Origin of the sequence: Algihabitans albus, from assembly GCF_003572205.1 — a bacterium.
GTDB classification, from domain to species: domain Bacteria; phylum Pseudomonadota; class Alphaproteobacteria; order Kiloniellales; family DSM-21159; genus Algihabitans; species Algihabitans albus.
Genome location: NZ_QXNY01000007.1, coordinates 72,537 through 91,618 on the forward strand (window position 1 = coordinate 72,537; position 19,082 = coordinate 91,618).

The 19,082-nt window shown below is 68.7% G+C and carries 20 protein-coding genes and 1 pseudogene; 11 read left to right on the forward strand and 10 right to left on the reverse strand.

Features of this window, described 5'->3' with window-relative positions:
- Positions 1 to 38: 38 nt before the first annotated feature.
- The 3 genes from DBZ32_RS19605 (at position 39) to DBZ32_RS19615 (ending at position 3,201) form a co-directional block, all read left to right on the forward strand.
- Complete coding sequence (locus DBZ32_RS19605; protein WP_119168957.1) at positions 39 to 653, forward strand: hypothetical protein; 615 nt, start codon at positions 39 to 41, stop codon at positions 651 to 653.
- Positions 654 to 722: 69 nt separating this feature from the next.
- A complete protein-coding gene (locus DBZ32_RS19610; protein ID WP_119168958.1) occupies positions 723 to 2,408 on the forward strand; it encodes a methyl-accepting chemotaxis protein in 1,686 nt (561 codons plus the stop codon).
- Between the two features lie 259 nt (positions 2,409 to 2,667).
- Positions 2,668 to 3,201 (forward strand): GNAT family N-acetyltransferase, encoded by a 534-nt coding sequence (locus DBZ32_RS19615; protein ID WP_119168959.1) that lies wholly within the window; start codon positions 2,668 to 2,670, stop codon positions 3,199 to 3,201.
- A gap of 14 nt (positions 3,202 to 3,215) precedes the next feature.
- On the opposite strand, the gene DBZ32_RS19620 is transcribed toward DBZ32_RS19615, so the two are convergent.
- The 5 genes from DBZ32_RS19620 to DBZ32_RS19640 are packed head-to-tail and all read right to left on the reverse strand — an operon-like array spanning position 3,216 to position 10,676.
- Positions 3,216 to 3,728 carry a TspO/MBR family protein gene (locus DBZ32_RS19620; protein WP_119168960.1) on the reverse strand — a complete coding sequence of 171 codons (513 nt, stop codon included), beginning with the start codon at positions 3,726 to 3,728 and terminating at the stop codon, positions 3,216 to 3,218.
- On the reverse strand, positions 3,725 to 5,854 hold the full coding sequence (locus tag DBZ32_RS19625; RefSeq protein WP_119168961.1) for a hypothetical protein: 2,130 nt from the start codon (positions 5,852 to 5,854) through the stop codon (positions 3,725 to 3,727). Before DBZ32_RS19625 ends, DBZ32_RS19620 begins: the two co-directional genes overlap by 4 nt.
- A 15-nt stretch (positions 5,855 to 5,869) precedes the next feature.
- Positions 5,870 to 8,695: a DUF4159 domain-containing protein gene (locus tag DBZ32_RS19630; RefSeq protein WP_119168962.1), complete on the reverse strand. Its 2,826-nt coding sequence runs from the start codon at positions 8,693 to 8,695 to the stop codon at positions 5,870 to 5,872.
- A gap of 4 nt (positions 8,696 to 8,699) precedes the next feature.
- Positions 8,700 to 9,602, reverse strand: coding sequence for a DUF58 domain-containing protein (locus DBZ32_RS19635; RefSeq protein WP_119168963.1), 903 nt, complete (start codon positions 9,600 to 9,602; stop codon positions 8,700 to 8,702).
- Positions 9,603 to 9,650: 48 nt separating this feature from the next.
- A complete protein-coding gene (locus tag DBZ32_RS19640) occupies positions 9,651 to 10,676 on the reverse strand; it encodes an AAA family ATPase (protein WP_119169015.1) in 1,026 nt (341 codons plus the stop codon).
- A 209-nt stretch (positions 10,677 to 10,885) separates the two neighbouring features.
- Between DBZ32_RS19640 and DBZ32_RS19645 the strand changes: the two genes are divergently transcribed.
- The 4 genes from DBZ32_RS19645 to DBZ32_RS19660 all read left to right on the forward strand — a co-directional run bounded on the left by DBZ32_RS19645 (position 10,886) and on the right by DBZ32_RS19660 (position 12,844).
- Positions 10,886 to 11,476 (forward strand): DUF1285 domain-containing protein, encoded by a 591-nt coding sequence (locus DBZ32_RS19645; protein ID WP_235830282.1) that lies wholly within the window; start codon positions 10,886 to 10,888, stop codon positions 11,474 to 11,476.
- Positions 11,428 to 12,096, forward strand: coding sequence for a CoA pyrophosphatase (locus tag DBZ32_RS19650; RefSeq protein ID WP_119168964.1), 669 nt, complete (start codon positions 11,428 to 11,430; stop codon positions 12,094 to 12,096). The genes DBZ32_RS19645 and DBZ32_RS19650 overlap by 49 nt, the downstream gene beginning before the upstream one ends.
- On the forward strand, positions 12,093 to 12,500 hold the full coding sequence (locus DBZ32_RS19655; protein WP_119168965.1) for a GFA family protein: 408 nt from the start codon (positions 12,093 to 12,095) through the stop codon (positions 12,498 to 12,500). The genes DBZ32_RS19650 and DBZ32_RS19655 overlap by 4 nt, the downstream gene beginning before the upstream one ends.
- A gap of 62 nt (positions 12,501 to 12,562) precedes the next feature.
- Entirely contained in the window at positions 12,563 to 12,844 is a 282-nt protein-coding gene (locus tag DBZ32_RS19660; RefSeq protein WP_119168966.1) for a hypothetical protein, read from the forward strand.
- 4 nt (positions 12,845 to 12,848) lie between these two features.
- Here DBZ32_RS19660 and DBZ32_RS19665 read toward each other — a convergent pair whose 3' ends face one another.
- Both DBZ32_RS19665 and DBZ32_RS19670 read right to left on the reverse strand, forming a co-directional pair.
- On the reverse strand, positions 12,849 to 13,334 hold the full coding sequence (locus tag DBZ32_RS19665; RefSeq protein WP_119168967.1) for a thioesterase family protein: 486 nt from the start codon (positions 13,332 to 13,334) through the stop codon (positions 12,849 to 12,851).
- Positions 13,335 to 13,502: 168 nt separating this feature from the next.
- Positions 13,503 to 13,886 carry a RidA family protein gene (locus DBZ32_RS19670; RefSeq protein WP_119168968.1) on the reverse strand — a complete coding sequence of 128 codons (384 nt, stop codon included), beginning with the start codon at positions 13,884 to 13,886 and terminating at the stop codon, positions 13,503 to 13,505.
- Positions 13,887 to 13,953: 67 nt separating this feature from the next.
- Between DBZ32_RS19670 and DBZ32_RS19675 the strand changes: the two genes are divergently transcribed.
- Positions 13,954 to 14,484 (forward strand): Lrp/AsnC family transcriptional regulator, encoded by a 531-nt coding sequence (locus DBZ32_RS19675; protein ID WP_119168969.1) that lies wholly within the window; start codon positions 13,954 to 13,956, stop codon positions 14,482 to 14,484.
- 55 nt (positions 14,485 to 14,539) lie between these two features.
- Here DBZ32_RS19675 and DBZ32_RS19680 read toward each other — a convergent pair whose 3' ends face one another.
- The 3 genes and pseudogenes from DBZ32_RS19680 to DBZ32_RS19690 form a co-directional block, all read right to left on the reverse strand.
- The gene (locus DBZ32_RS19680; RefSeq protein ID WP_119168970.1) at positions 14,540 to 15,376 is read right to left on the reverse strand and encodes a methyl-accepting chemotaxis protein; all 837 of its coding nucleotides are present in this window, start codon (positions 15,374 to 15,376) and stop codon (positions 14,540 to 14,542) included.
- A pseudogene (locus DBZ32_RS22760) lies at positions 15,288 to 15,716 on the reverse strand (sensor histidine kinase); the annotation flags it as partial. The gene DBZ32_RS19680 and the pseudogene DBZ32_RS22760, both read right to left, overlap by 89 nt.
- Entirely contained in the window at positions 15,716 to 15,922 is a 207-nt protein-coding gene (locus tag DBZ32_RS19690; protein ID WP_119168972.1) for a hypothetical protein, read from the reverse strand. The pseudogene DBZ32_RS22760 and the gene DBZ32_RS19690, both read right to left, overlap by 1 nt.
- A gap of 51 nt (positions 15,923 to 15,973) precedes the next feature.
- Here DBZ32_RS19690 and DBZ32_RS19695 point away from each other — a divergent pair, with 51 nt between their 5' ends.
- From DBZ32_RS19695 to DBZ32_RS19705, 3 genes are all read left to right on the forward strand, one after another.
- Entirely contained in the window at positions 15,974 to 16,915 is a 942-nt protein-coding gene (locus DBZ32_RS19695) for a hypothetical protein (RefSeq protein ID WP_119168973.1), read from the forward strand.
- 481 nt (positions 16,916 to 17,396) lie between these two features.
- Entirely contained in the window at positions 17,397 to 18,245 is an 849-nt protein-coding gene (locus DBZ32_RS19700; RefSeq protein ID WP_119169017.1) for an MlaA family lipoprotein, read from the forward strand.
- 96 nt (positions 18,246 to 18,341) lie between these two features.
- Complete coding sequence (locus DBZ32_RS19705; RefSeq protein ID WP_119168974.1) at positions 18,342 to 19,004, forward strand: MlaC/ttg2D family ABC transporter substrate-binding protein; 663 nt, start codon at positions 18,342 to 18,344, stop codon at positions 19,002 to 19,004.
- Positions 19,005 to 19,082: the final 78 nt, after the last annotated feature.

The following is a 19,082-nucleotide window of genomic DNA, read 5'->3' on the forward strand; positions in this document are numbered from 1 at the left end:
CTGTCCGATGCAAACAAAGGGTAGTCCGGAGGAGCCCCATGCGCCGCATCTTGCTCAAATTAGCTATTTCCCTCGCGTTTCTACCGTTGGCTATCGGCGCGGTTGTCGGATCGGCCGAAGCCGACGCGCCGCGGGTGCAGATTTCCGAGGCCGACCTGGATCTGATGCGCGACTGGGTCGCGGTGCCGGTCACCATCGCGACGCTGCGCGGACTCAATGCCGAGCAAAACGCGCTGTCGCAAGCCGATATCGATGCGCTTGACAAGGAGTGGCGGGCCGAGCGCGAGCGGATCGGCGACCGGCCCCTGGTGGCCGAACTGATGGCCCGGCCGCTGTCCAACTATCTGCTTCGCCGTCAGGCCATGGCCGGCGGCCTCTACACCGAGATCTTCGTGGTCACCGACCGCGGCCTGAACGCCGGGCAGAGCGCCGTGACCGGCGACTACTGGCAAGGTGACGAGGCGAAGTTCACAAAGACCTTCGAGGTCGGCGCCGATGCGGTCTTCATCGACGAAGCCGAATTACACGAGGCTTCCGGCACCTGGCGGCAGCAGGTCAACTTCACCATCCCCGACCCCGAAACCGGCGCGCCGATCGGCGCCGTGACCATCGAGATCAACTTGACCGAACTGGCACGCCGCCGCGCGCTCTAGAGTCCGCACAGAATCCGGCGCCCCGGTTCGCGCCAGACCCCGGACCGCCGAAACACGGAGTCCTCGACCATGACCTTCCTCGACAATCTGCCCATCGTGCGCAAACTTACGGTGGCTTTCGCCGGTATGTTCCTGATCGGCGTTCTGGCCTCGGGCGTTGGCCTCATGCAGATGTCCGCGATCCAGGAAAGCGCCCAGGCCACGCGCACCACGATCGAAACGCGCGGTCATCTGGAGGAGCTGCGCGAGGCCTTCATCGAACAGCAGGGTGCCATCCGCGCGCTCCTGCTGAGTGGCGAGCGGGCCTATGTCGCGCAGTACGATCAGGCCGTCGAGCGTTACGGACTCTCCTATGGGGTGGCCCGCAACTCGCTCAGCGACCAGGAAAGTGTCTTGACGAAGCTGGCGGCGCTCAACGAGGAGGTCGCGGCCTGGCAGAACGACGTGGCCGCCCGTCAGATCCGGTTGATGCGGGAGCCGCTGACCATCGACGAGGCGCGGGCGATGGAGGTTTCCGGCCTCTCCACCATGGCCATGCAACGGGTCCAACAGATCTATGTCGGTCTCCTTGAGGGTAAGCGCGTCGAGATCGAAAACCGCGCAGCCGAGGAGAACGCGGCCTTCTCGACCGCCTTCGCCGTGCTGATCGCAGGCGCTCTGCTTTCGCTCGCGGCGGCCGTCGGCTTCTGCCTGCTGCTGGTGCGCAGCCTGTCGCGTCCGATCTCCGCCATGACCCGGGCCATGAGCCGGCTGGCCGACGGCGATACCTCGGTCGAGGTGCCGAGCGTTGGGCGCGGCGACGAGGTCGGTGCCATGGCCGCGGCGGTTCAGGTCTTCAAGGACAACGCCATCCGCAACGCGGAGCTTGCCGCCGCCTCGGAACAGGAGGCCGCCGAGCGGTCGGCGCGCGCCGACCGACTGCGCGGCGTAACGGAGAGTTTCAGCCGTGACATCGGCGACGTGCTGGATCAGGTGACCGGCGCCGCGCGGCAGCTCCAGGGAACCAGCACCAGTCTGACCTCGACGGCGCAGGAGACAAGCGAGCGTGCCTCCAACGTCGCTTCCTCCTCCGAACGGGCCAGCCAGAACGTCGAGACCGTCGCCGCGGCCTCGGAGGAGTTGGGGGCCTCGATCCAGGAGATCACCCGACAGGTCAACAAGCAGCGGGAACTGGCCGGCGAGGCGGCCAAGGACGCGAAGGCGAGCGATGCCGAGGTGCGCCGGCTGGCCGACAGTGCCCAGAAGATCGGCGACGTGGTCAGCCTGATCACGGACATTGCCGAGCAGACCAATCTGCTGGCGTTGAACGCGACGATTGAAGCCGCCCGTGCGGGCGAAGCGGGCAAGGGCTTCGCGGTGGTGGCCAGCGAAGTCAAGAACCTGGCCAGCCAGACCGCCAAGGCGACGGAGCAGATCTCCAGGGATATCGACGCGATTCAGTCCCAGACCTCCGCTACCGTTGGCTCCATCGACGTAATCGGCCAGCGCATCGGCTCGATCAGCGAGATCGCCACCGCCGTTGCCACCGCCGTCGAGGAACAGTCGGCCGCGACCCAGGAGATTTCGCGCAATGTCCAGTCGGCCGCGGCCGGCGCGCGCGACGTCAACGACAACATCTCCGGCGTCACCGAAACGGCGGGCGGGCTCGACCGCTCTTCCTCGGAACTCGCCGATGCTTCGCGAGTCCTGACCACCCAGTCGGAAGAACTGCAGCGCTTCGTCGCCCGTTTCGTCGAGGACGTCCGGGCGGCGTGACGGTGGTATACCGGCCTATGGCATCGACGGGCACGGCAGAGCCGAGCCCGTCCCGCTTTTGCTTTGCCGGTCCCGCGCTTCGTGCTATCGAACTGAAATGACTGTTCGTTCGTTCATCTCCGTCAGAAGCCGCGCCTCGCTGCGCGGCGATCTGCGACGAGGGTGCGGCCGCCGACGCGCGGCCTGAGCCGGCCTCGTGCGTTGGCGCGAAGGGCGGCTCCTGTCAGTCCCTTCGACCGCACCGCGAGAGTTCCGAACGATGAGCTACGAGATCCAGCAGGCCACACCCGCAGACGACGCCCAGATCGAGGCGTTGCTCGACCGCACCTTCGGCTACGACCGCAAGCAGCGGACCTCCTACCGGCTGCGTGACGGGATCGCGCCGCTTCCGCGGCTGTCCTTCGTCGCGCGCCATGCCGACGGCGGCCTGCTGGCCTCGATCCGCTACTGGCCGATCCGAATCGCGCGGACGCCCGCGATCCTGCTCGGTCCCCTGGCCGTCGAGCCGGCCTTGCAGGGACAGGGTTACGGCAAGGCGCTGGTCCGTCACAGCCTGAGCGAGGCGAAGCGCCAGGGGCACCGTCTTTGCGTCGTGATCGGTGCGCCCGGCTACTATGAACCCTTCGGCTTCGTCTCGGCGCCGGCCGCCGGCCTGGTGATGCCCGGCCCGGTCGCGCCGGAGCGCTTTCAGGTGCTGGCGCTGCGGGCGGGCGCGCTGGCGGGCTTGCATGGCGTGCTGGGCCGGACGGATGCCGCCGACCCGGAGAGCGACCGCGCGCCGCGCCGCGCCTAGAGCGCGATCGCGCTCTAGTTCAACACCACGATGCCGGCGTTCAGGACAGCGGCGTAGGTCAGCCACAGCAGATAGGGGACCAGCAGCCAGGCGGCCGGACGGCTGAGGTCGGCGAAGCTGCGTGCGGTCAGGGCCACGAGCAGGAAGAGCAGCAGAATCACCAGCAGGCCGAGCAGGGGCGCCTGGGCCCCGAAGAAGACGAAGGGCCAGGTGAAGTTGACGGCCAGTTGGAGGCCCCAGAGCAGCAGCGGTTTGCGTGCCCGTTCCGGTTCGCCCGCCGCCACGGCCGCCCGCCAGACCAGCCAGGCGGCCACCGCCATCAGAACGAAGAGTAGGGTCCAGGCGACCGGGAAGGCCCAGCCGGGCGGTTTGACTGCAAGCTGCGCGAGCCCGTCGTACCAGTCCTGATTGGCCTCGGCTGGAAAGCGGCCGATCTGCCCGACGCCCAGGGGCAGCGCCAAAAACCCGGCAAGCAGGAGCCAGTCGCGCGCCGTCGTCCGCCGGGCGGCTTGCGGCGGCTCCGTCATCGGCCTTCGCGCCGCCAGGCGAAAAGCAGGGCGGCGAGGGCCAAGGCCAGGGCGGCCAGTTCCGGCAGCAACGGGCGGGTCTCGACCCCGGTCACCACGAAGGCGCCCTGTCCGACCACGCCGAACCAGTCGTTGCCGGCGCGGTCGCGGTCGGCCCGGATCTTGCGCACGGCGATGTCGGCGTTCTCGAGAAGGCCCTGGGCGCGCCCGCCGGTTGCCTCGATCACGGGTGCCAGGATCTCGTCGGTCGCGCGCAGGTCCGCCATCTCGATGGGATTGACCGGGCCGGCCGCGGCCAGGGCGACGCGCTCGCCATCGCTGACGCGGTAGACGCCGGGCTGATCGACCGGCAGCGCGGCGGCGGCCCGTCCGGGGCCGCTGGCCTCCAGGTCCAGCGTCACGGTCTCGCCGTTCGGCAGGGTCACCTCGACGGACGACCAGTCCTCCTCCAGGCTGCGCTGCTCGATCTCCAGGCGGTCGCCGTGGACGGCGGCGCGCAGATCTTCCTCCTCCAGGTCCGGTTCCTTCATCAGCCAGTGCGCGACCCGCCGCGTCAGTTCGGCCTGCGGACCGCCGCCCTCGAAGCCGCGCGACCAGAGCCAGATGTGGTCGCTGGTCAACTGGGCGACCCGGCCCTCGCCGATGCGGTCGAGCACCAGCAGCGGCCGCTCGTCGGCACCGGTCATCAGGATTTCGCCGTCCCGGGCATCCGTGTCGACCTGGCGGAACCAGCGGCCCCAGCCGGGCGGTCCCTCCTCACCCGCCAGCAGAGCGCCGGGCAGGGCCGAGGTGACAGGGTGGCGGTGGCCGAGGTCGGTGACCGCGGCGTGGAAGGGGCGCTCCACGACGTCGCCGGTGGGCGTCGCCGGCAGGACGCGGCCGAGCGGTGTGCGATAGAGCGACAGCGGCGTGGCGAAGGCGGGGCCGACCGCCTCGAAGAGCGCGCCGCCTTCCTCGACGTAGCGGGCGATGTTCTCCAGGTAGAGGTTCGGCAGGACGCCGCGGCGGCGGTAGCGGTCGAAGATCACCAGGTCGAACTCGTCGAGTTTCACCTCGAAGAGTTCGCGCGTCGGGAAGGCGATCAGGGACAGCTCGTGGATCGGCGTGCCGTCCTGTTTCTCGGGCGGCCGCAGGATGGTGAAGTGCACCAGGTCGACGCTGGGGTCCGATTTGAGAATGTTGCGCCAGGCCCGCTCGCCGACATGGGGCTCGCCCGAGACCAGCAGGACGCGCAGGCGGTCGCGCACGCCGTTGACCACGACGGCGGCGGTGTTGTTGCGTAAGGTCAGTTCGTCCGGCCCGGCCTCGGCCTCGATCTCGATCACCGTCGCGCCGCGGCGCTCGACCTCGAAGCTGTACTCCACCTCGCTGCCGAGCGGTACGCGCAGCAGTTCCGGTTCGGCGCCGTCGCGGGCGATCCGCAGAGTGGCCTGGCCGCCGGGCGCGGACTCGGGCAGATCGTCGACGCGCAGGGTGAGCGAGAGTTCGCGCCCGACGATGCCGTAGCCCGGCACGTTGGTGAGGGTCAGGCGCCGGTCGCGTTCGTCGTCGCGGCCGCTGCGCAGCAGATGGACGGGCGCATCCAGCGCGAACTGCTCGAGGCTCTCCGGAACGTCGTGGACCTGGCCGTCGCTGATCAGGAAGACCGCGCCGACGCGGGTCTGCGCCACTTCGGACAGGGCCTGATCGACGGTGGCGAAGAGGTTCGTGCCGCCGCTCGCACCTCCCGTGCCGCCAGGTCCGGGACCGGCCCCTCCCGTTCCGCCGCCCAAGCCGCCCCCTTCCGAGCGCACCACGCGAACCTCGGTATCGGGCAGGGCCTCCAGCGCCTCGGTCAGCGCGGCCAGGGCCGTCGTCTGCTGATCCGGGCGCGGCGCGATCTCCGTGCTCGGACTCTCGTCGAGCACCACCAGCGCCACGTCGCGCAGGGGCTCGCGCTCCTCCGACACCGCAGAGGGATTGGCGAGGGCCAGCAGCAGCGTGGCGGCGAAGAGCGCGCGCAGCAGGCCGCCGCGCGCCCTCTGCCAGAGCGTGGCGCCGCAAATCGCGGCGCTGGCCAGGGCCAGGGCCGCGAGCGCCGGCCAGGGAATCAGAGGGTCCCAGGCGAGGGTAAGATGATCCAGCATGACGCGGCCGCCCTCCTACTGTCCCAGCCGTTCGAGGATGTAGGGCACATGCACCTGATCGGCCTTGTAGTTGCCGGTCAGCGCGTACATCACGAGATTGACTCCGAAGCGGTAGGCCATCTCGCGCTGGCGTTCGCCGCCCGGCACCGCGGCGGCCATCGGGCGCCCCAGGTCGTCGATGGCCCAGGCGCCGGCCCAGTCGTTGGAGCCGATCACGACGGAGGCGACGCCGTCGTTGTCCGCCTCGTCGGGGTTTTCGACCCAAAGCGTGCCGCCGTCGTAGCGGCCGGGAAAGTCCTGCAGCAGATAGAAGGCCTTGGTCAGCACATGCTCGGGCGGGACCGGGACCAGCGGCGGCACCTGGATCCCGTCGGTCAGCCGTTGCAGGGCCTGACCGTTGCGGCTGGACGCGCCGAACAGGCGGGTGCCGACGGCCGGTTCGCGCAGGTCGATCAGCAGGGTGCCGCCGTTGACGAGGTAATCGTTGAGGGCGCGCCGCGCCGCCGAATCGAGGTTGGTCTGCTCCGGCGTGATCGGCCAGTAGAGCAGCGGAAAGAAGGCCAGTTCGTCGCGGCCCAGTTCCACCGCCATGGGGTCGGACGGCTCCACCGCCGTGCGCCGCAGCAGCAGACGTGAGAGACCCGACAGCCCGGCGCGGCTGAGGTCGTCGACCCGCGGCACGCCGGTGATCACGTAGGCCAAGCGGGTGTCCAGAGTCGCGGCCAGGATACGGCGCAGGTCCTGATCGCTTCCGGATTGCGCCCCGGATTGGGCTTGCGCCGTGGATTGGGCTTGCGCCGTGGATTGCGCGTGCGCCGCCGGGGTCTGGAGCAGCAGTCCGGACAGCAGGAGCAGGCCGAGGGCGCCGGCGCTGACGCCGCCCTTGGCCGCCCGGCGCAGGCTGCCGGGCCGCAGACTGAGATGGCCGCGCAGCGCCAGCGCGATCAGGGCGTCCAGCAGCGCCACCACCAGCGCCGCCGTCAGCAGCCAGGGCAGCAGGTCCCGCTCCTCGCCGCCGGCGTAGACGCGCGACTCCAGGCCGCGCGGCAGGTTGCCGATGGGGATCAGGGAGGGATTGCCGGCCACCAGATTGTGAGCGCGGCGGCCTGCGTCTGTCCCGTAGATGCCCGGCGGATGGCGCGGACCGATCTCGCCGGCCTCGATTGCCTCCGCCGTCAGAGCCAGGGCGGTGACCGGCGGCGTGCCGAGCCGGCCGAAACCGTCGAGGGTGGAGAGCGGCGGCAAGGTCGCCTCGCTGGCGCCGCTGACGCCCTGACTGACCGCCACGACCCGCCGCAGCATCTCGACGAAGAGGCCGGAGAGCGGCAGGTCGGACCACTCCGTGTTCGCGGTGGTGTGGATCAGCGTGACCCAGCCCTGGCCGCGCGGTTCCGCCGTGACCAGCGGCGTGCCGTCGGTCAACTGCGCCCAGGTCTTGTCCGGCAGGTCCAGCGCCGGCTCCGCGAGCACCTGGCGGGACACGGCGACGTCCTGCGGCAGCATCAGCCCGGCGAAGGGCGAGTCGGGAGCGAAGGGGGCCAGTTCGGCCGGATCGCTCCAGGTCAGTGCGCCGCCCATGACGCGGCCCCCCCGGCGCAGCTCGACCGGCAGCAGGCCGTCGTCGCCCTCCGCCAGACGGGGACCGGCGAAGCGCAGCAGCAGCCCGCCGGCCTGGACCCAGCTCTCCAACGCCGTCGCCTGCTCGGGCGGCAGCGGACCGAGGTCGGGCAGGGCGATCACGGCGACGCCGCGGTTCATCAACTGCCCGACGTCGCCACGGCTGATCTCGGTGAAGGGCGCCAGCGCGCGCTCCAGGAAGTAGAGTTCGCTCAGAAGCGGTTGCGCCGCGTCGAGCGGGCCGGCGGAGACCAGGCCGACCGGGCGGCGGCGCCAGCGCTCGTCGAGGAACAGCACCGCGCCGGCGCCGGCCTCGCCCTCGATGTCGAGACGGGTGATGCGGTTGCGCAGCTCGATCGGCAGGGTCAGGGCCTGGGCCGTCTCGGCGGCGCCCGGCTCGAAGTCCAGAAGCTGCTGGGCGACGACCCGACCGCGATCGTCGCTGGCCCGCACGGTCAGACTGTCGGGCGCTTCGCTCGGTGCGCGCCGGGCGCGCAGGATCAGCGCGGCCGTGTCGATTTCCGGCGGGAGCAGCAGACGGGGCAGGTCGCCGGGCGCGTCGCGGTAGATCTGGACGCTGCCGAGCCCGGCGAGCGCCTGGGCGAACTCCGCGGCTTCCGGGTCCGCTCCGCTTTCCAAGCCGTCGGACAGCCAGACGACCGTGGCCGAGCCGTCCAGCTCGAGCGCGCGCAGCCGCTCGGCGGTGGCCGGACGGTCCAGCGCCCAGGGCCTCGGCTGCAGGCCGAGGGCGATGCGGCGCGCCTCCGCCGCGGGCAGGGCCGAGAGCCGGGTTTCCGCCGACTCCCGCCCGTCGGGCGCGGTGGTCGCCAGGACCACGGTCCGGCGGTCCCGCTCCGCCTGATCGAGAAGATCGCCGAGCAGGCGCTCGCGCGCCGCCCAGTTGGCGGCGGCGGCCCAGCCGTTGTCGACCACCACGACCACGGTGCCGCCGCCGGCGAGCTGGGCATTGGGATTGAGGATGGGACGGGCCAGACCGAGGATCACCAGCGCCGCGAGCAGCATGCGCAGGGCGATCAGCCACCAGGGCGTGCGAGCCGGCGTCTCCTCCGGCGGCTGCAGGCCGAACAGCAAGCGGATCGCCGGAAAGCTAAGGCGCTTCGGCGCGGGCGGCGTGACGCGCAGCAGCCACCAGAGGATCGGCAGGCCGGCCAGGGCGAAGAGCAGCAGGGGATTGACGAAGCCGAGAGGACCGAGTGTCAGCATGGTATCAGCGTCCCCCGGGCTGTACGGCGAGCGTCTGGTACAAACCGAGCAACGCCGACTGCGGTGTCGAATCCGTGTGGTGCAGTCCGGCCGTCCAGCCGGCCCGCCGCGCGATCTCGATCAGGCCTTCGCGCTGTTGCGCGAGGCGCTCTAGATAGGCGCCGCGCACCGTCTCGACCCGGCTGAGCAGCCAGGGCTCCTCACCCTCCAGCCCCTCGAAACGGACCCGCCCTTGGAAGGGCAGCCCTTCCTCGGCGGGGTCGAGGATCTGCAGGATGTGGCCGCGCAGGCCGCGTTCGGCGAAGTAGCGCACCCGCGCCTCGACGTTCTCCAGCGGCTGCAGGAAATCTCCGAACCAGACGACCTGGCCAAAGCGTGGCAGATCCTGGCGCGGTGCCAGCGCGTCCTCGTCGGCCAGCCGAACGGCGTCGCCGCCGCGCTCCAGCTCGAGCGCCAGGCGGGTCAGGGTCGCCCGGCTCGCATCGGGGCGGCGCCCCGTGCCGGCCAGCGCCACCCGCTCGCCGGCCTGGATCGCCAGAACCGCGAGGCCCAGCAGCAGCAGGTCGGCGCGCGCCCGCTTGGTTTCCAGGTTGCGGTCGGACGACCAGTCCATGGAGGGCGAGGTATCGCGCCAGAGCCAGACCGACTGCGCCGCCTCCCACTCCGTCTGGCGGACGAAGACCCGGTCGGACTTGGCGGTCTGGCGCCAGTCGATGGTCTGCGGGGTGTCGCCCAGTTCGTAGGGACGGAACTGCCAGAAGGTCTCGCCCTGTCCGACCCGCCGGCGGCCGTGCACGCCTTGAGCCACGGTGGAGGCCACCCGCTCGGCCGCGATCAGCAGGGGCGGCAGACCGGCCGCCAGGGCCTCGCCGCGTTGTTGCAGGGGAAGGTCCGGGCTCAGCGCCATGGGCCGGTTAACTCTCGGGAACTTTGCGGGCGGGCCGTTTCATCCGGCTCAACGATAGGGCTCGCTGAGCAGCGCGATGATATCGTCGATCACCACCCCGTCGGCGCGGGCGGCGAAGCTGAGCGCCATGCGGTGGCGCAGCACGGGCCCCGCCATGGCGAGCACGTCGTCCATCGAGGGGGCGAAGCGGCCGTCCAGGACGGCGCGGGCGCGAATCGCCAGCATCAGCGCCTGGCTGGCGCGTGGTCCCGGTCCCCAGGCGACCTGCGCTTTGATCTCGTCGCGCGCCGTTTCGGTCGGGCGGCCCGAGCGGACGATGCTGAGGATCGCCTCGACGATCTTCTCGCCGACCGGCACGCGGCGGACCAGGGTCTGCGCCGCCATCAGTTCGGCCGGCGACATCACCTGCCGCGCCTCGGCGCCGCGGGTGCCGGTGGTCGCAAGCAGCATCTGCCGTTCGGCCTCGAGATCCGGATAGCCAACTTCGATTTCGACGAAGAAGCGGTCGAGCTGCGCCTCCGGCAGGGGATAGGTGCCCTCCTGCTCTAGCGGATTCTGGGTCGCCAGCACGTGGAAAGGGTTCGGCAGTTCGTGGGGCGAGCCGGCAACGGTCACGCGATGCTCCTGCATGGCCTGCAGCAGCGCCGACTGGGTGCGCGGGCTGGCGCGGTTGATCTCGTCGGCCATCAGAAGCTGGGCGAAGACCGGCCCTTGGATGAAGCGGAAGCTGCGCCGGCCGCTCTCGCCCTCCTCCAGCACTTCGGAGCCCAGGATATCGGCCGGCATCAGATCGGGCGTGCACTGCACCCGGCGATCCTCCAGCCCGAAGACCGTGCCGAGTGTTTCGACCAGGCGGGTCTTGGCCAGGCCGGGCACGCCGACCAGCAGCGTGTGCCCTCCGGCGAGCAGCGTGATCAGGGTGTTGTCGACCACCTGCTGCTGACCGAAAATCACATGGCCGATCCCCTCGCGCACGGCGGCGAGTCGGGCGCCCAGACGCTCGATCTCACCGGCCAGGCGGTCGGCCTCGGCCGTTGGCAAAGCTGTCTCTGCGGCGGTTTCTGCGGCGGTCATCTGCGGCTTGGCCTCCCTGCCGGTCCGGCGCTGCACCTCGGCCCGCGCCACGTGGTAGAGTCTCCCGGTACGGTCGTCACGCCAACAGGGTGACGCGAAAGCACGCTCAAAGCTAGGCCCCGACGACAGCTCGAACGGTAGATCACATGGTGGCCCAGGCGATGATAAAGATCTAAGTCTCGACTATGGCAAAGATAGGGAGCCAGGCGATGGACGGACAGTCCGGCGGCCAGTCTTTCGGCGACACGAAGTCGCGAGGTCCCGCCGACAGGGCGGATGGCGGTCCCTCGAACGATGGACCGCCGACCTGGCCGTCCTGCGGCGACTTCGACATGAAGATTGCCCGCGACGGGACCTGGAGCTACCGGGGCAGCCCGATCGGCCGGAAGCGGCTGGTCAAGCTTTTCTCCAGCGTGCTGCGGCGCGAGGCCGACGGAGACTATTGGCTGGTGACGCCGGTCGAACGCGGGCGCATCGCGGTTGAGGACGTGCCCTTCATCGCCGAGGAACTGGTCGAGCGCGGGGACGGCCCGGAGAGGATCCTCGCGTTCCGCACCAACCTGGACGACTGGGTCGAGGCCGATACGGCGCATCCGCTCCGGATCCTCCACGACGCTGAAAGCGGTGAGCCGACTCCCTATATTCTGGTAAGGGACGGCCTGGAGGCGCGGCTTGCACGCGCCGTCTTCTACCATCTGGTGGAGCTGGCGGTGCCTCAACGAGACGAAGAGGGACGGGAACGCCTCGGCGTATGGAGCAAGGGCAGTTTCTTTCCGCTGGACCCACCGTCCGGCAGCTGACCGGCGAGGCGGTGGAGCGCCGGTTGCGCGCCGCCGCGCCCGGACGCCGCTCCACCCTGACGCTGCAGCCGGAAGGCACGCGTGGCGACCACGAGCTGAATCCCGACCTCTACGACCCGGAGCGGACCATGAAGGCGGCGGCCGTGCTGGTGCCGCTGGTCGAGCGCAAGGCCGGCCTCAGCGTGCTGCTGACCCGGCGCACCGCGCACCTGCGCGACCACGCCGGCCAGATCGCCTTTCCGGGCGGACGCCTGGAGCCGCAGGACGCCGATGCGCTGGCCTGCGCCCTGCGCGAGAGCGAGGAGGAGGTCGGCCTGCGGCGCGATCTGGTGACGCCGATCGGGCAGCTCGACGTCTATGTCACCCGCACCGGCTTCGAGGTCACGCCCGTCGTCGGGCGGATCCCGGCGCCGCTGGAGCTGACGCCCGACCCTTTCGAGGTCGCCGAAGCCTTCGAAGTGCCGCTGGCCTTCTTCCTGGACCCAGCGAACCGCGAGATCCAGAGCCGCGTCTACCAGGGCAAGACCCGCCACTTCTACGTTTATCCCTACCGGGACTACTACATCTGGGGCGCAACGGCGGGCATGCTCAACAACCTGGTCGAGGTGATGGGGACATGAAGGGCGACATGGAGGAAACCCACGGCAGTTGTCATTGCGGAGACGTGCGCTGGGTCTTCACCCCGCCGATCAAGACCGTCGTAAAGTGTCACTGCGGAAACTGCCGCAAGCTGCAGGGGTCGGACTACAGCACCTGGGTGGTGGTGCCCTCGGAGCAGTTCCATATCACCGAAGGCGAGCGGAGGCTGACGACCTATCGCACCGGCGTGTCTAGCAAAAGCTTTTGCCCGCGCTGCGGCACCGCGGCCTACCTCGTGAACGGGCGTCATTTTCCCGGACATGTGGTGCTGGCGCTGGGCTCGCTCGACGGTTGTTCGGACGCCTTGGCCCCGCACGTCCAGGTCTACACCCCGGACCGGGCGGTCTGGGTCAAGCTTCACGACGATGAGCCGGTCTTGAGCTGAGCGGCTCGGGGATAGAAAGAAGTTTCAGTGTCGAGAGAGGGAGCCATCCGGCGGATGACCGCATGTTGAAAAAACTGATCACCATCGTCCTGCCCTTCCTGATCCCCTTTCTGCTTTATGCCATCTACGCCGGAATGCAGCGGCTGTCGCGGCGGCAGGAGGCGGCAACGGGCCATGCGCCGATGTGGAGCGGCGCGACCGTCGGCTGGCTGTCGATGGCCGGGGCGCTGATGGTCGCGGCCACGCTGATCACCTTCCGCTTCGTTGGTTCCCCGGCCTTTCTGGAGCCCGCGCCCACGGCCCTGCAGGCACCGCCGACCTCCTTCCCATCCGAGGCGCGCTGATCGGCTACTTCGGCGGGTTGAGGGAGATACCGCGTCCGGCCTGAGGCGGACGGGGCAGGTCCTTATGGGCCTGCCAGACCGCCTCCACCCGTGCGGCCACCTCCGGCGCCATGGGCGCGGCGCGGCGGGTCTCGAGGTCCACGTGCAGGCTCATCCACTCGAGCGTGGCGGCCAGGAAGCCTTCCTCGGCGTGATACATGCGCAGGAAGATATTGAGCTTCTTCGAGTCCCAGCCGAGCAGTTGCAGCGTCACGACGAGCGGCGCGTCGGGCAGCAGTTCCTGTAGATACGTCACATGGGCCTCGACGGAGAAGATCGTGCCGCCGCTGCTTTCCCGATAGGCGGCATCGATACCGATCCGGTCCATGAAGAGATCGAAGGCCTGGTCGAAGGCCACGACGTAGTAGCCGACGTTCATATGGCCGTTGTAATCGAGCCATTCCGGCTGAACGTGGGTGCGCTGCAACTCGAGCGCCGCGTCGAAGGGCATGGCGGGGTCTCCGATAAAGTGCTGGAAAACAGGGCTGTCTCGGTAAGTGGACTGGGGGCTTATAGCAGATCCACTCTCGCCGAACCTCAGCGTGACGTGTCGCTCGAGTTGGACCGGCGCGCCAGTTCGGGCAGCGTCCGGCCGCCGATCCAAACTCTTGTCGCGCCCTCAGGCCGCGGCGATCACCTCGATCTCCACGAGCCAGTCGTCTTCGAGCGTTTGCACCACGATGGCGGTGGTGGGAACGCGGCGGCCGTTTAGCGCGCGCAGCCGGGCGGCCTGGTTCGCCTCCCTGAAGGCGGCGTCCCGCAGATAGCTGGTCAGGCGCACGATGTTGTCCGTCGTCATCTCGGCTTCGGCGAGGATGCGGCGGAGGTTCGACCAGACCAGCACGAGTTGCTCCTCCAGGGTTTCGGGCGCCGTCCCTTGCGCGTCGAGACCCATGGTTCCGCTGACGAAGAGCAGCCGGCCGGTGCCCTGCACCTCCAGGGCGTGTAGATAGTCGTCGGCGCGATAGATGCCGTCCGTCGGGTTTCTCGGTGTCGTTTGCATGATGAAGATCCTTTCGCCATTCTCGATAAATGACCATCGATACTCAGGAAAAGGTCGATTTCGACTTATGGATGTAGAAACAGAAGATCTTCGGCTGAACGGGAGGCAGGCGCGGTCCCTGGATGCTTTCGACCGAAGGATCTTGGCTGCGCTGACCGAGGACGCCCGCCTGACTTACGCGGAAATCGGGCGGAGCGCCGGTCTCTCGGCACCGGCGGCCCACGAGCGGGTCAAGCGGTTGAAGGCTTCGGGCGCTCTCGCCGGCACGACGACCCGTATCGACGCCGCCTCGGTCGGAAAGCCTTTCCTCGCCTTCGTGCACGTCGATGCGGAGGGCTGGGGCAAGAGTCAGCGGATGATGAGGCTGAAGCGCTTTCCCGAGGTGGAGGAGATGCATTCGGTCGCCGGCGACACCTGCGTCATCCTGAAGGTGCGGACGGCCAGCGCCCGTGACCTGGAGGCCTTTCTCTCGCAGCTCTACGTGCTGCCGGGCGTCCGGGGAACGCGGAGTTTCGTCGTTCTCTCGACCTACCTGGAGCGCCCCGTTCAGGCCGAGGTCACCTCGGACTGGCCGGAAATCCCTCTGCCGCCGAAATGACGGCTCCGGCCTGTACCGCAACCCATCGCCAGGCTTCGCGTGCGGTGTTTCCGGGTCAGGCCGACTGCACGTCGTCCAGGAAATGCCCGACCAGTTTGCTCAGCGTCTCCGACTTCTGGGACGGCGTTTCGGCCGAGTTGAGGAGTTCGGCCGTCGCGTTGCCGCTGCTCACGAAGGTTTCGGTCACTTCGGAGATGGTGGAGGAGGCCTCCGACGCGCCCTGGGATGCCTGGGTCACGTTGAGGTCGATCTGCTGGGTCGCCTTTTTCTGCTCCTCGACCGCGGTGGCGATGCTGCCGGCGATTCTGGCGACGGCCGAAATTTCTTCGGCAACTCCCTCGATGGCGTCGACCTTGGCGCCGGTTTCGGCCTGCACCGCGCCGATTTGAACGGCGATGTTCTCGGTCGCCTTGGCCGTCTGGGTGGCCAGGTTCTTCACCTCGCTGGCCACCACGGCAAAGCCCTTATCGGCCTCGCCGGCGCGCGCCGCCTCGATGGTTGCATTGAGCGCCAAAAGATTGGTCTGCTCGGCAATGCTGGTGATCATCTCGACGATTTCGCCGATGCCCTCGGTGGCGGACAAGGCGGTGGCCGCCTGGGCGCTGGTTTCCTCGGCGGTTCTCGAGAGCCGCTCCGCGGTCTTCTGGGAGATCCCTCGTGAAGCCGCCGACCACGGCGAGTTCCTCGCGGACCTGAGTGTCGAAATCGGCCGCCAGCCGGCGCAGGCGTTCGGCGCTTGCCGTGCGCTGCCGTTGCTCCTTCTCGCTTTCCACCTGACGCACCTCGTCGGCCAGCAAGGTTTCCTTGAAGTGCTCGACGGTTGCTGCCAGCAGCCCCACCTCGTCCTGGCGATCGCGATGGGGGACCTCGAGATCGTGCCGCGACAGGCGATCGGCGACCTTCGCCAAGGCGGTGATCGGCCGCGAGACCGAACGGGCGGCGAAGATGCCGATCAGGGCCAGGGCGCCGGAGACGATGACGAGCAGGCTGACGGCCTTGTTGCGGAGACTGACCGCGGGGGCGAGCATCTCCGCCAGATCCTGTTCGGCGAGAACCTCCCAGGTGACGCCGGCGAAGGTAAAGGGGGCGAAGGCCGAAGCGACCGGCACGTCGCGATAGTCCAGGGCGTCCATGTACCCGGACCGTCCGGCGAGCGCGGCCTCGGCCGGGTCGGTCTCGACCTTGCGCTGCAGGATCGTCGTGGTCTCGCTGAAACGGGAATCGCTGCGCATCAGATAGTCTTGCCCGACGATGTAGGTCTCACCGGATCCACGAAGGCTTGGAAACCGGTCTGCGGAGTGCCCCGCGCGGCGCGGAAGCTGCGGCCCAGTCCGGTGTTGCGGTAGTCGCCCGTGACCAGGTTGGTCGCGTAGTCCGTGTCGGAGGTGTCGGACAGCCGGGTCTCGCGGCCGGGGCGGGTGTTGGCGCGGCTCTGCAAAGCGGGTAGCGTCGCGGCATCTTCGTCGCCTTCTGCGATCTTGCGAGTCCCATGCGTCTGTTGGCTTTTCTCGGCGGCCACGGCCCCAAGGTGCTGTTCCTCGGGGTCTTCATCGGCCTGGCCCTGCCCGATCTCGCGTCGCTGGCGCGCCCGCTGGTCGGCCCGGCCGTGGCGACCCTCCTGGTGCTGACGTTGCTGCGGGTGGAGTGGGGCCAGATGGTCGCCTATCTGCGCCGGCCCGGACTGCTGGCCTTGCTGGTGGTCTGGCTGATGCTGATCTCGCCGGTCGCGACCTGGAGTGTCCTGGCCGTGCTGCCGGGACCGCAGCCGCTGGAAATCGCCCTGGTTCTGATGGCGGCGGCACCGCCGATCCTGGGGGTCACGGCCATCGCGATCCTGTTGGGGTTGGATGGCGCTCTGGCGCTGGTCATGGGGCTGGCGGCGACGCTGCTGACGCCGATCACCGTGCCGCTGCTGTCGCTCTGGCTGCTCGGGCTGGAATTGGAGGTCAGCATCGCCGGCTTCATGCTGCGTCTGGCGCTGGTTGTGCTGGGGGCCTTCGCCCTTGCCTTCCTGCTGCGCCGGCTGGCGGGCGTCGGCTGGTTTCGCGCCCGTGCCGCCTCGCTCGACGGCCTGGTCGTGCTGGTCATGCTGGTCTTCGCCGTGGCGATCATGGACGGCGTGACGGCGACGATCTTCGCGCGGCCCGAGGTCGTGGCACTCTGGATTCTCGCCGCCTTCGTCGCGAATCCACTGTTGCAGATTGCCGCCGTACTCGCCTTCTGGTGGCAGGGGCCGCGCCGGGCCCTGACCATCGGCCTGATGTCTGGAAACTGTAACATGGGGCTGCTGCTGGCCGCGCTCCCGCCGCAGGCCGACTACGATGTGGTGCTGTTCTTCGCGCTGGCCCAGCTCCCCATGTATATGCTGCCCTTCGCCTTGACCCCACTCTATCGTCGGCTACTTCTTTCGGTTGAGGGCGAGCGCGACTGAACCCGGCATGGTCGGGGAGACGGGTCGCGATTTCGTTGGTAAAGCTGCAACACTCTGTGAAAGCTGACTCTTTTATCGGGCCGCGTTATAGTCTTTTGGCCTCAGGTGTGATAGCAGCAAGAGATCGCTTCTCAGGCGAGGGTTCGCACACGAACCACTTGTTAAGGGCCGGCGGCTAAGGTGACCGAAGGGCCGGTCGAGACGGCGGTTGTCGTAGAGTTGGTTACTGAGCCGTTACCGCGAATCCGCTTGCGCGGGCTCGTTTCGGGGGGCACCCCGGTCGGAAGTCCGGATCGGGAGTCGGGTCCCGGTTCGTTGGTCTGTTACATGGCAGAGTCTCCTGCTCGGAAGAGTCGCGAATCCTCGGACTCGGTCGGTCGCAGTCGGGACGTCTGATAGCTGGGATAAACGGGGCGCAATGGTGTATCGGGCTGTCTCGCGGACTTTGGGCCGCTTCATGAAACCTGTGTCGGGGCTTTTGATGTGCCTAGCCGTTCTCGGCGGCTGCGCATGGGCGCCGGGGCTGGAAAACACCAATGGCTACGCGCAGGCGCCGGCTCGGGATTTCCAGTTGGCTGCCAGGGCGGACGGCGAGTATTTCGCCAGCGATATCGCGGATGTGGCGGATGTCGGGACGGGCCAGTTCGTTTCGGCCGGCGATCCTCTGGAAGTGTTCAACCGCTTCATGTTCGCCATCAACGACACCCTCGACATTTTCGTGCTCAAGCCGATCGCGGTGACCTACCGCCGCTGGACGCCGGACCTGTTTCAGGAGGCCGTGAGCAACTTCGTCACCAACCTCAGCGAGCCGGTGACCTTCGCCAACGCCCTGTTCCAGGGGGACTGGGAGCATGCCGAAACCACCGGCAGCCGCTTCCTGGTCAACAGCGCGATCGGCTTCGGCCTGTTCGATCCGGCGACGGGACTGGGTCTGGAGCACCGCAACGAGGACTTCGGTCAGACCCTGGCGGTGCATGGCGTGCCGAGCGGCCCCTACCTGGTGCTGCCGCTGCTCGGACCTTCGACTTTCCGCGACGCGGGCGGCCGGGGCGTGGACTTCTTCCTCGATCCCTTCAACTACCTGGCGCGCGTGAACGACAAGGATACGCTTGCGCTGACGCGCACCGGGGCCGAGGCCGTGAGCTTCCGGGCCGCCAACATCGACACGCTCGATGAAGTGCGCCGCGATTCCATCGACTACTACTCGCGCATCCGCTCTCTCTGGCGGCAGCAGCGCGAGCGGCAGATTCGAAACGACGTGGGCGGGGTTGGGCCCGAGTTCAGCGGCGCCGAGCCCTCGACGGATCCGCGTCAGGTCAGCGTTCGTTAGACATTTTTCGCTAGTCTTAGAACGCTAAGAGTTTTCAGGGTTGAATAGAGAAGCGCGGCGAACGGCCCACCGGCCGCGAATGCGAGAAGGAGCGACATGACTGCAGTAATCAAGCGCGGACTGCGCCAGGCGGGATTGGCCGTTTTTGCAGCGGCCCTGATGCTTGCCGGACCCCTAGGGGCGCCGGCCTCGGCCCAGGCCGAGACGCCGACCGAGTTCCTGCAGGAGTTTTCCAATACGGCTCTGACGCAGCTGACCGGCGACGATCTGAGCCAGGCCGAGCGCGAGGCCCGTTTCGGAACGCTGCTGGAAGAGGGCTTCGACGTGCCGGCGGTCAGCCAGTTCATTCTGGCCCGTTTCTGGCGTTCGGCCTCCGAACAGGAGCGCGCCGACTTCATCGAGGTGTTCAAGGACTACCTGGCCCAGCGGTTCCTGCCGCTGTTCGGCGGTGCCAGGGACGCCGAGCTTCGGTTCGGCGGCTCTCAGCCCTTGCAGGGGCGCGACGATCTGTTCGAGGTGCCGGTGACCTTCAGCCCGCCCGGCGGTGGCGAGCCGGTGCGGACCATCTGGCGCGTGCGCGGGCAGAGCGCCGATTTCAAAATCCTGGATGTACGCGCCGAGGGTGTCAGCCTCGCGGTCACGCTGCGCGACGAGTACAGCTCGGTAATTCGCCAGCAAGGCAGCGTTACCGGTCTGGTGCAGGAACTGCGCCGCCTGATCGACAGCGGTCAGGTTCGCCCGGTCAACCAGCAAGGCTGAGGCGCGCGGCGAGAGCCGCCACAGGCCAGAGTTGTGCGAAAAGGGGCCTACGGCCCCTTTTTACCGTCTGCGGTCAGG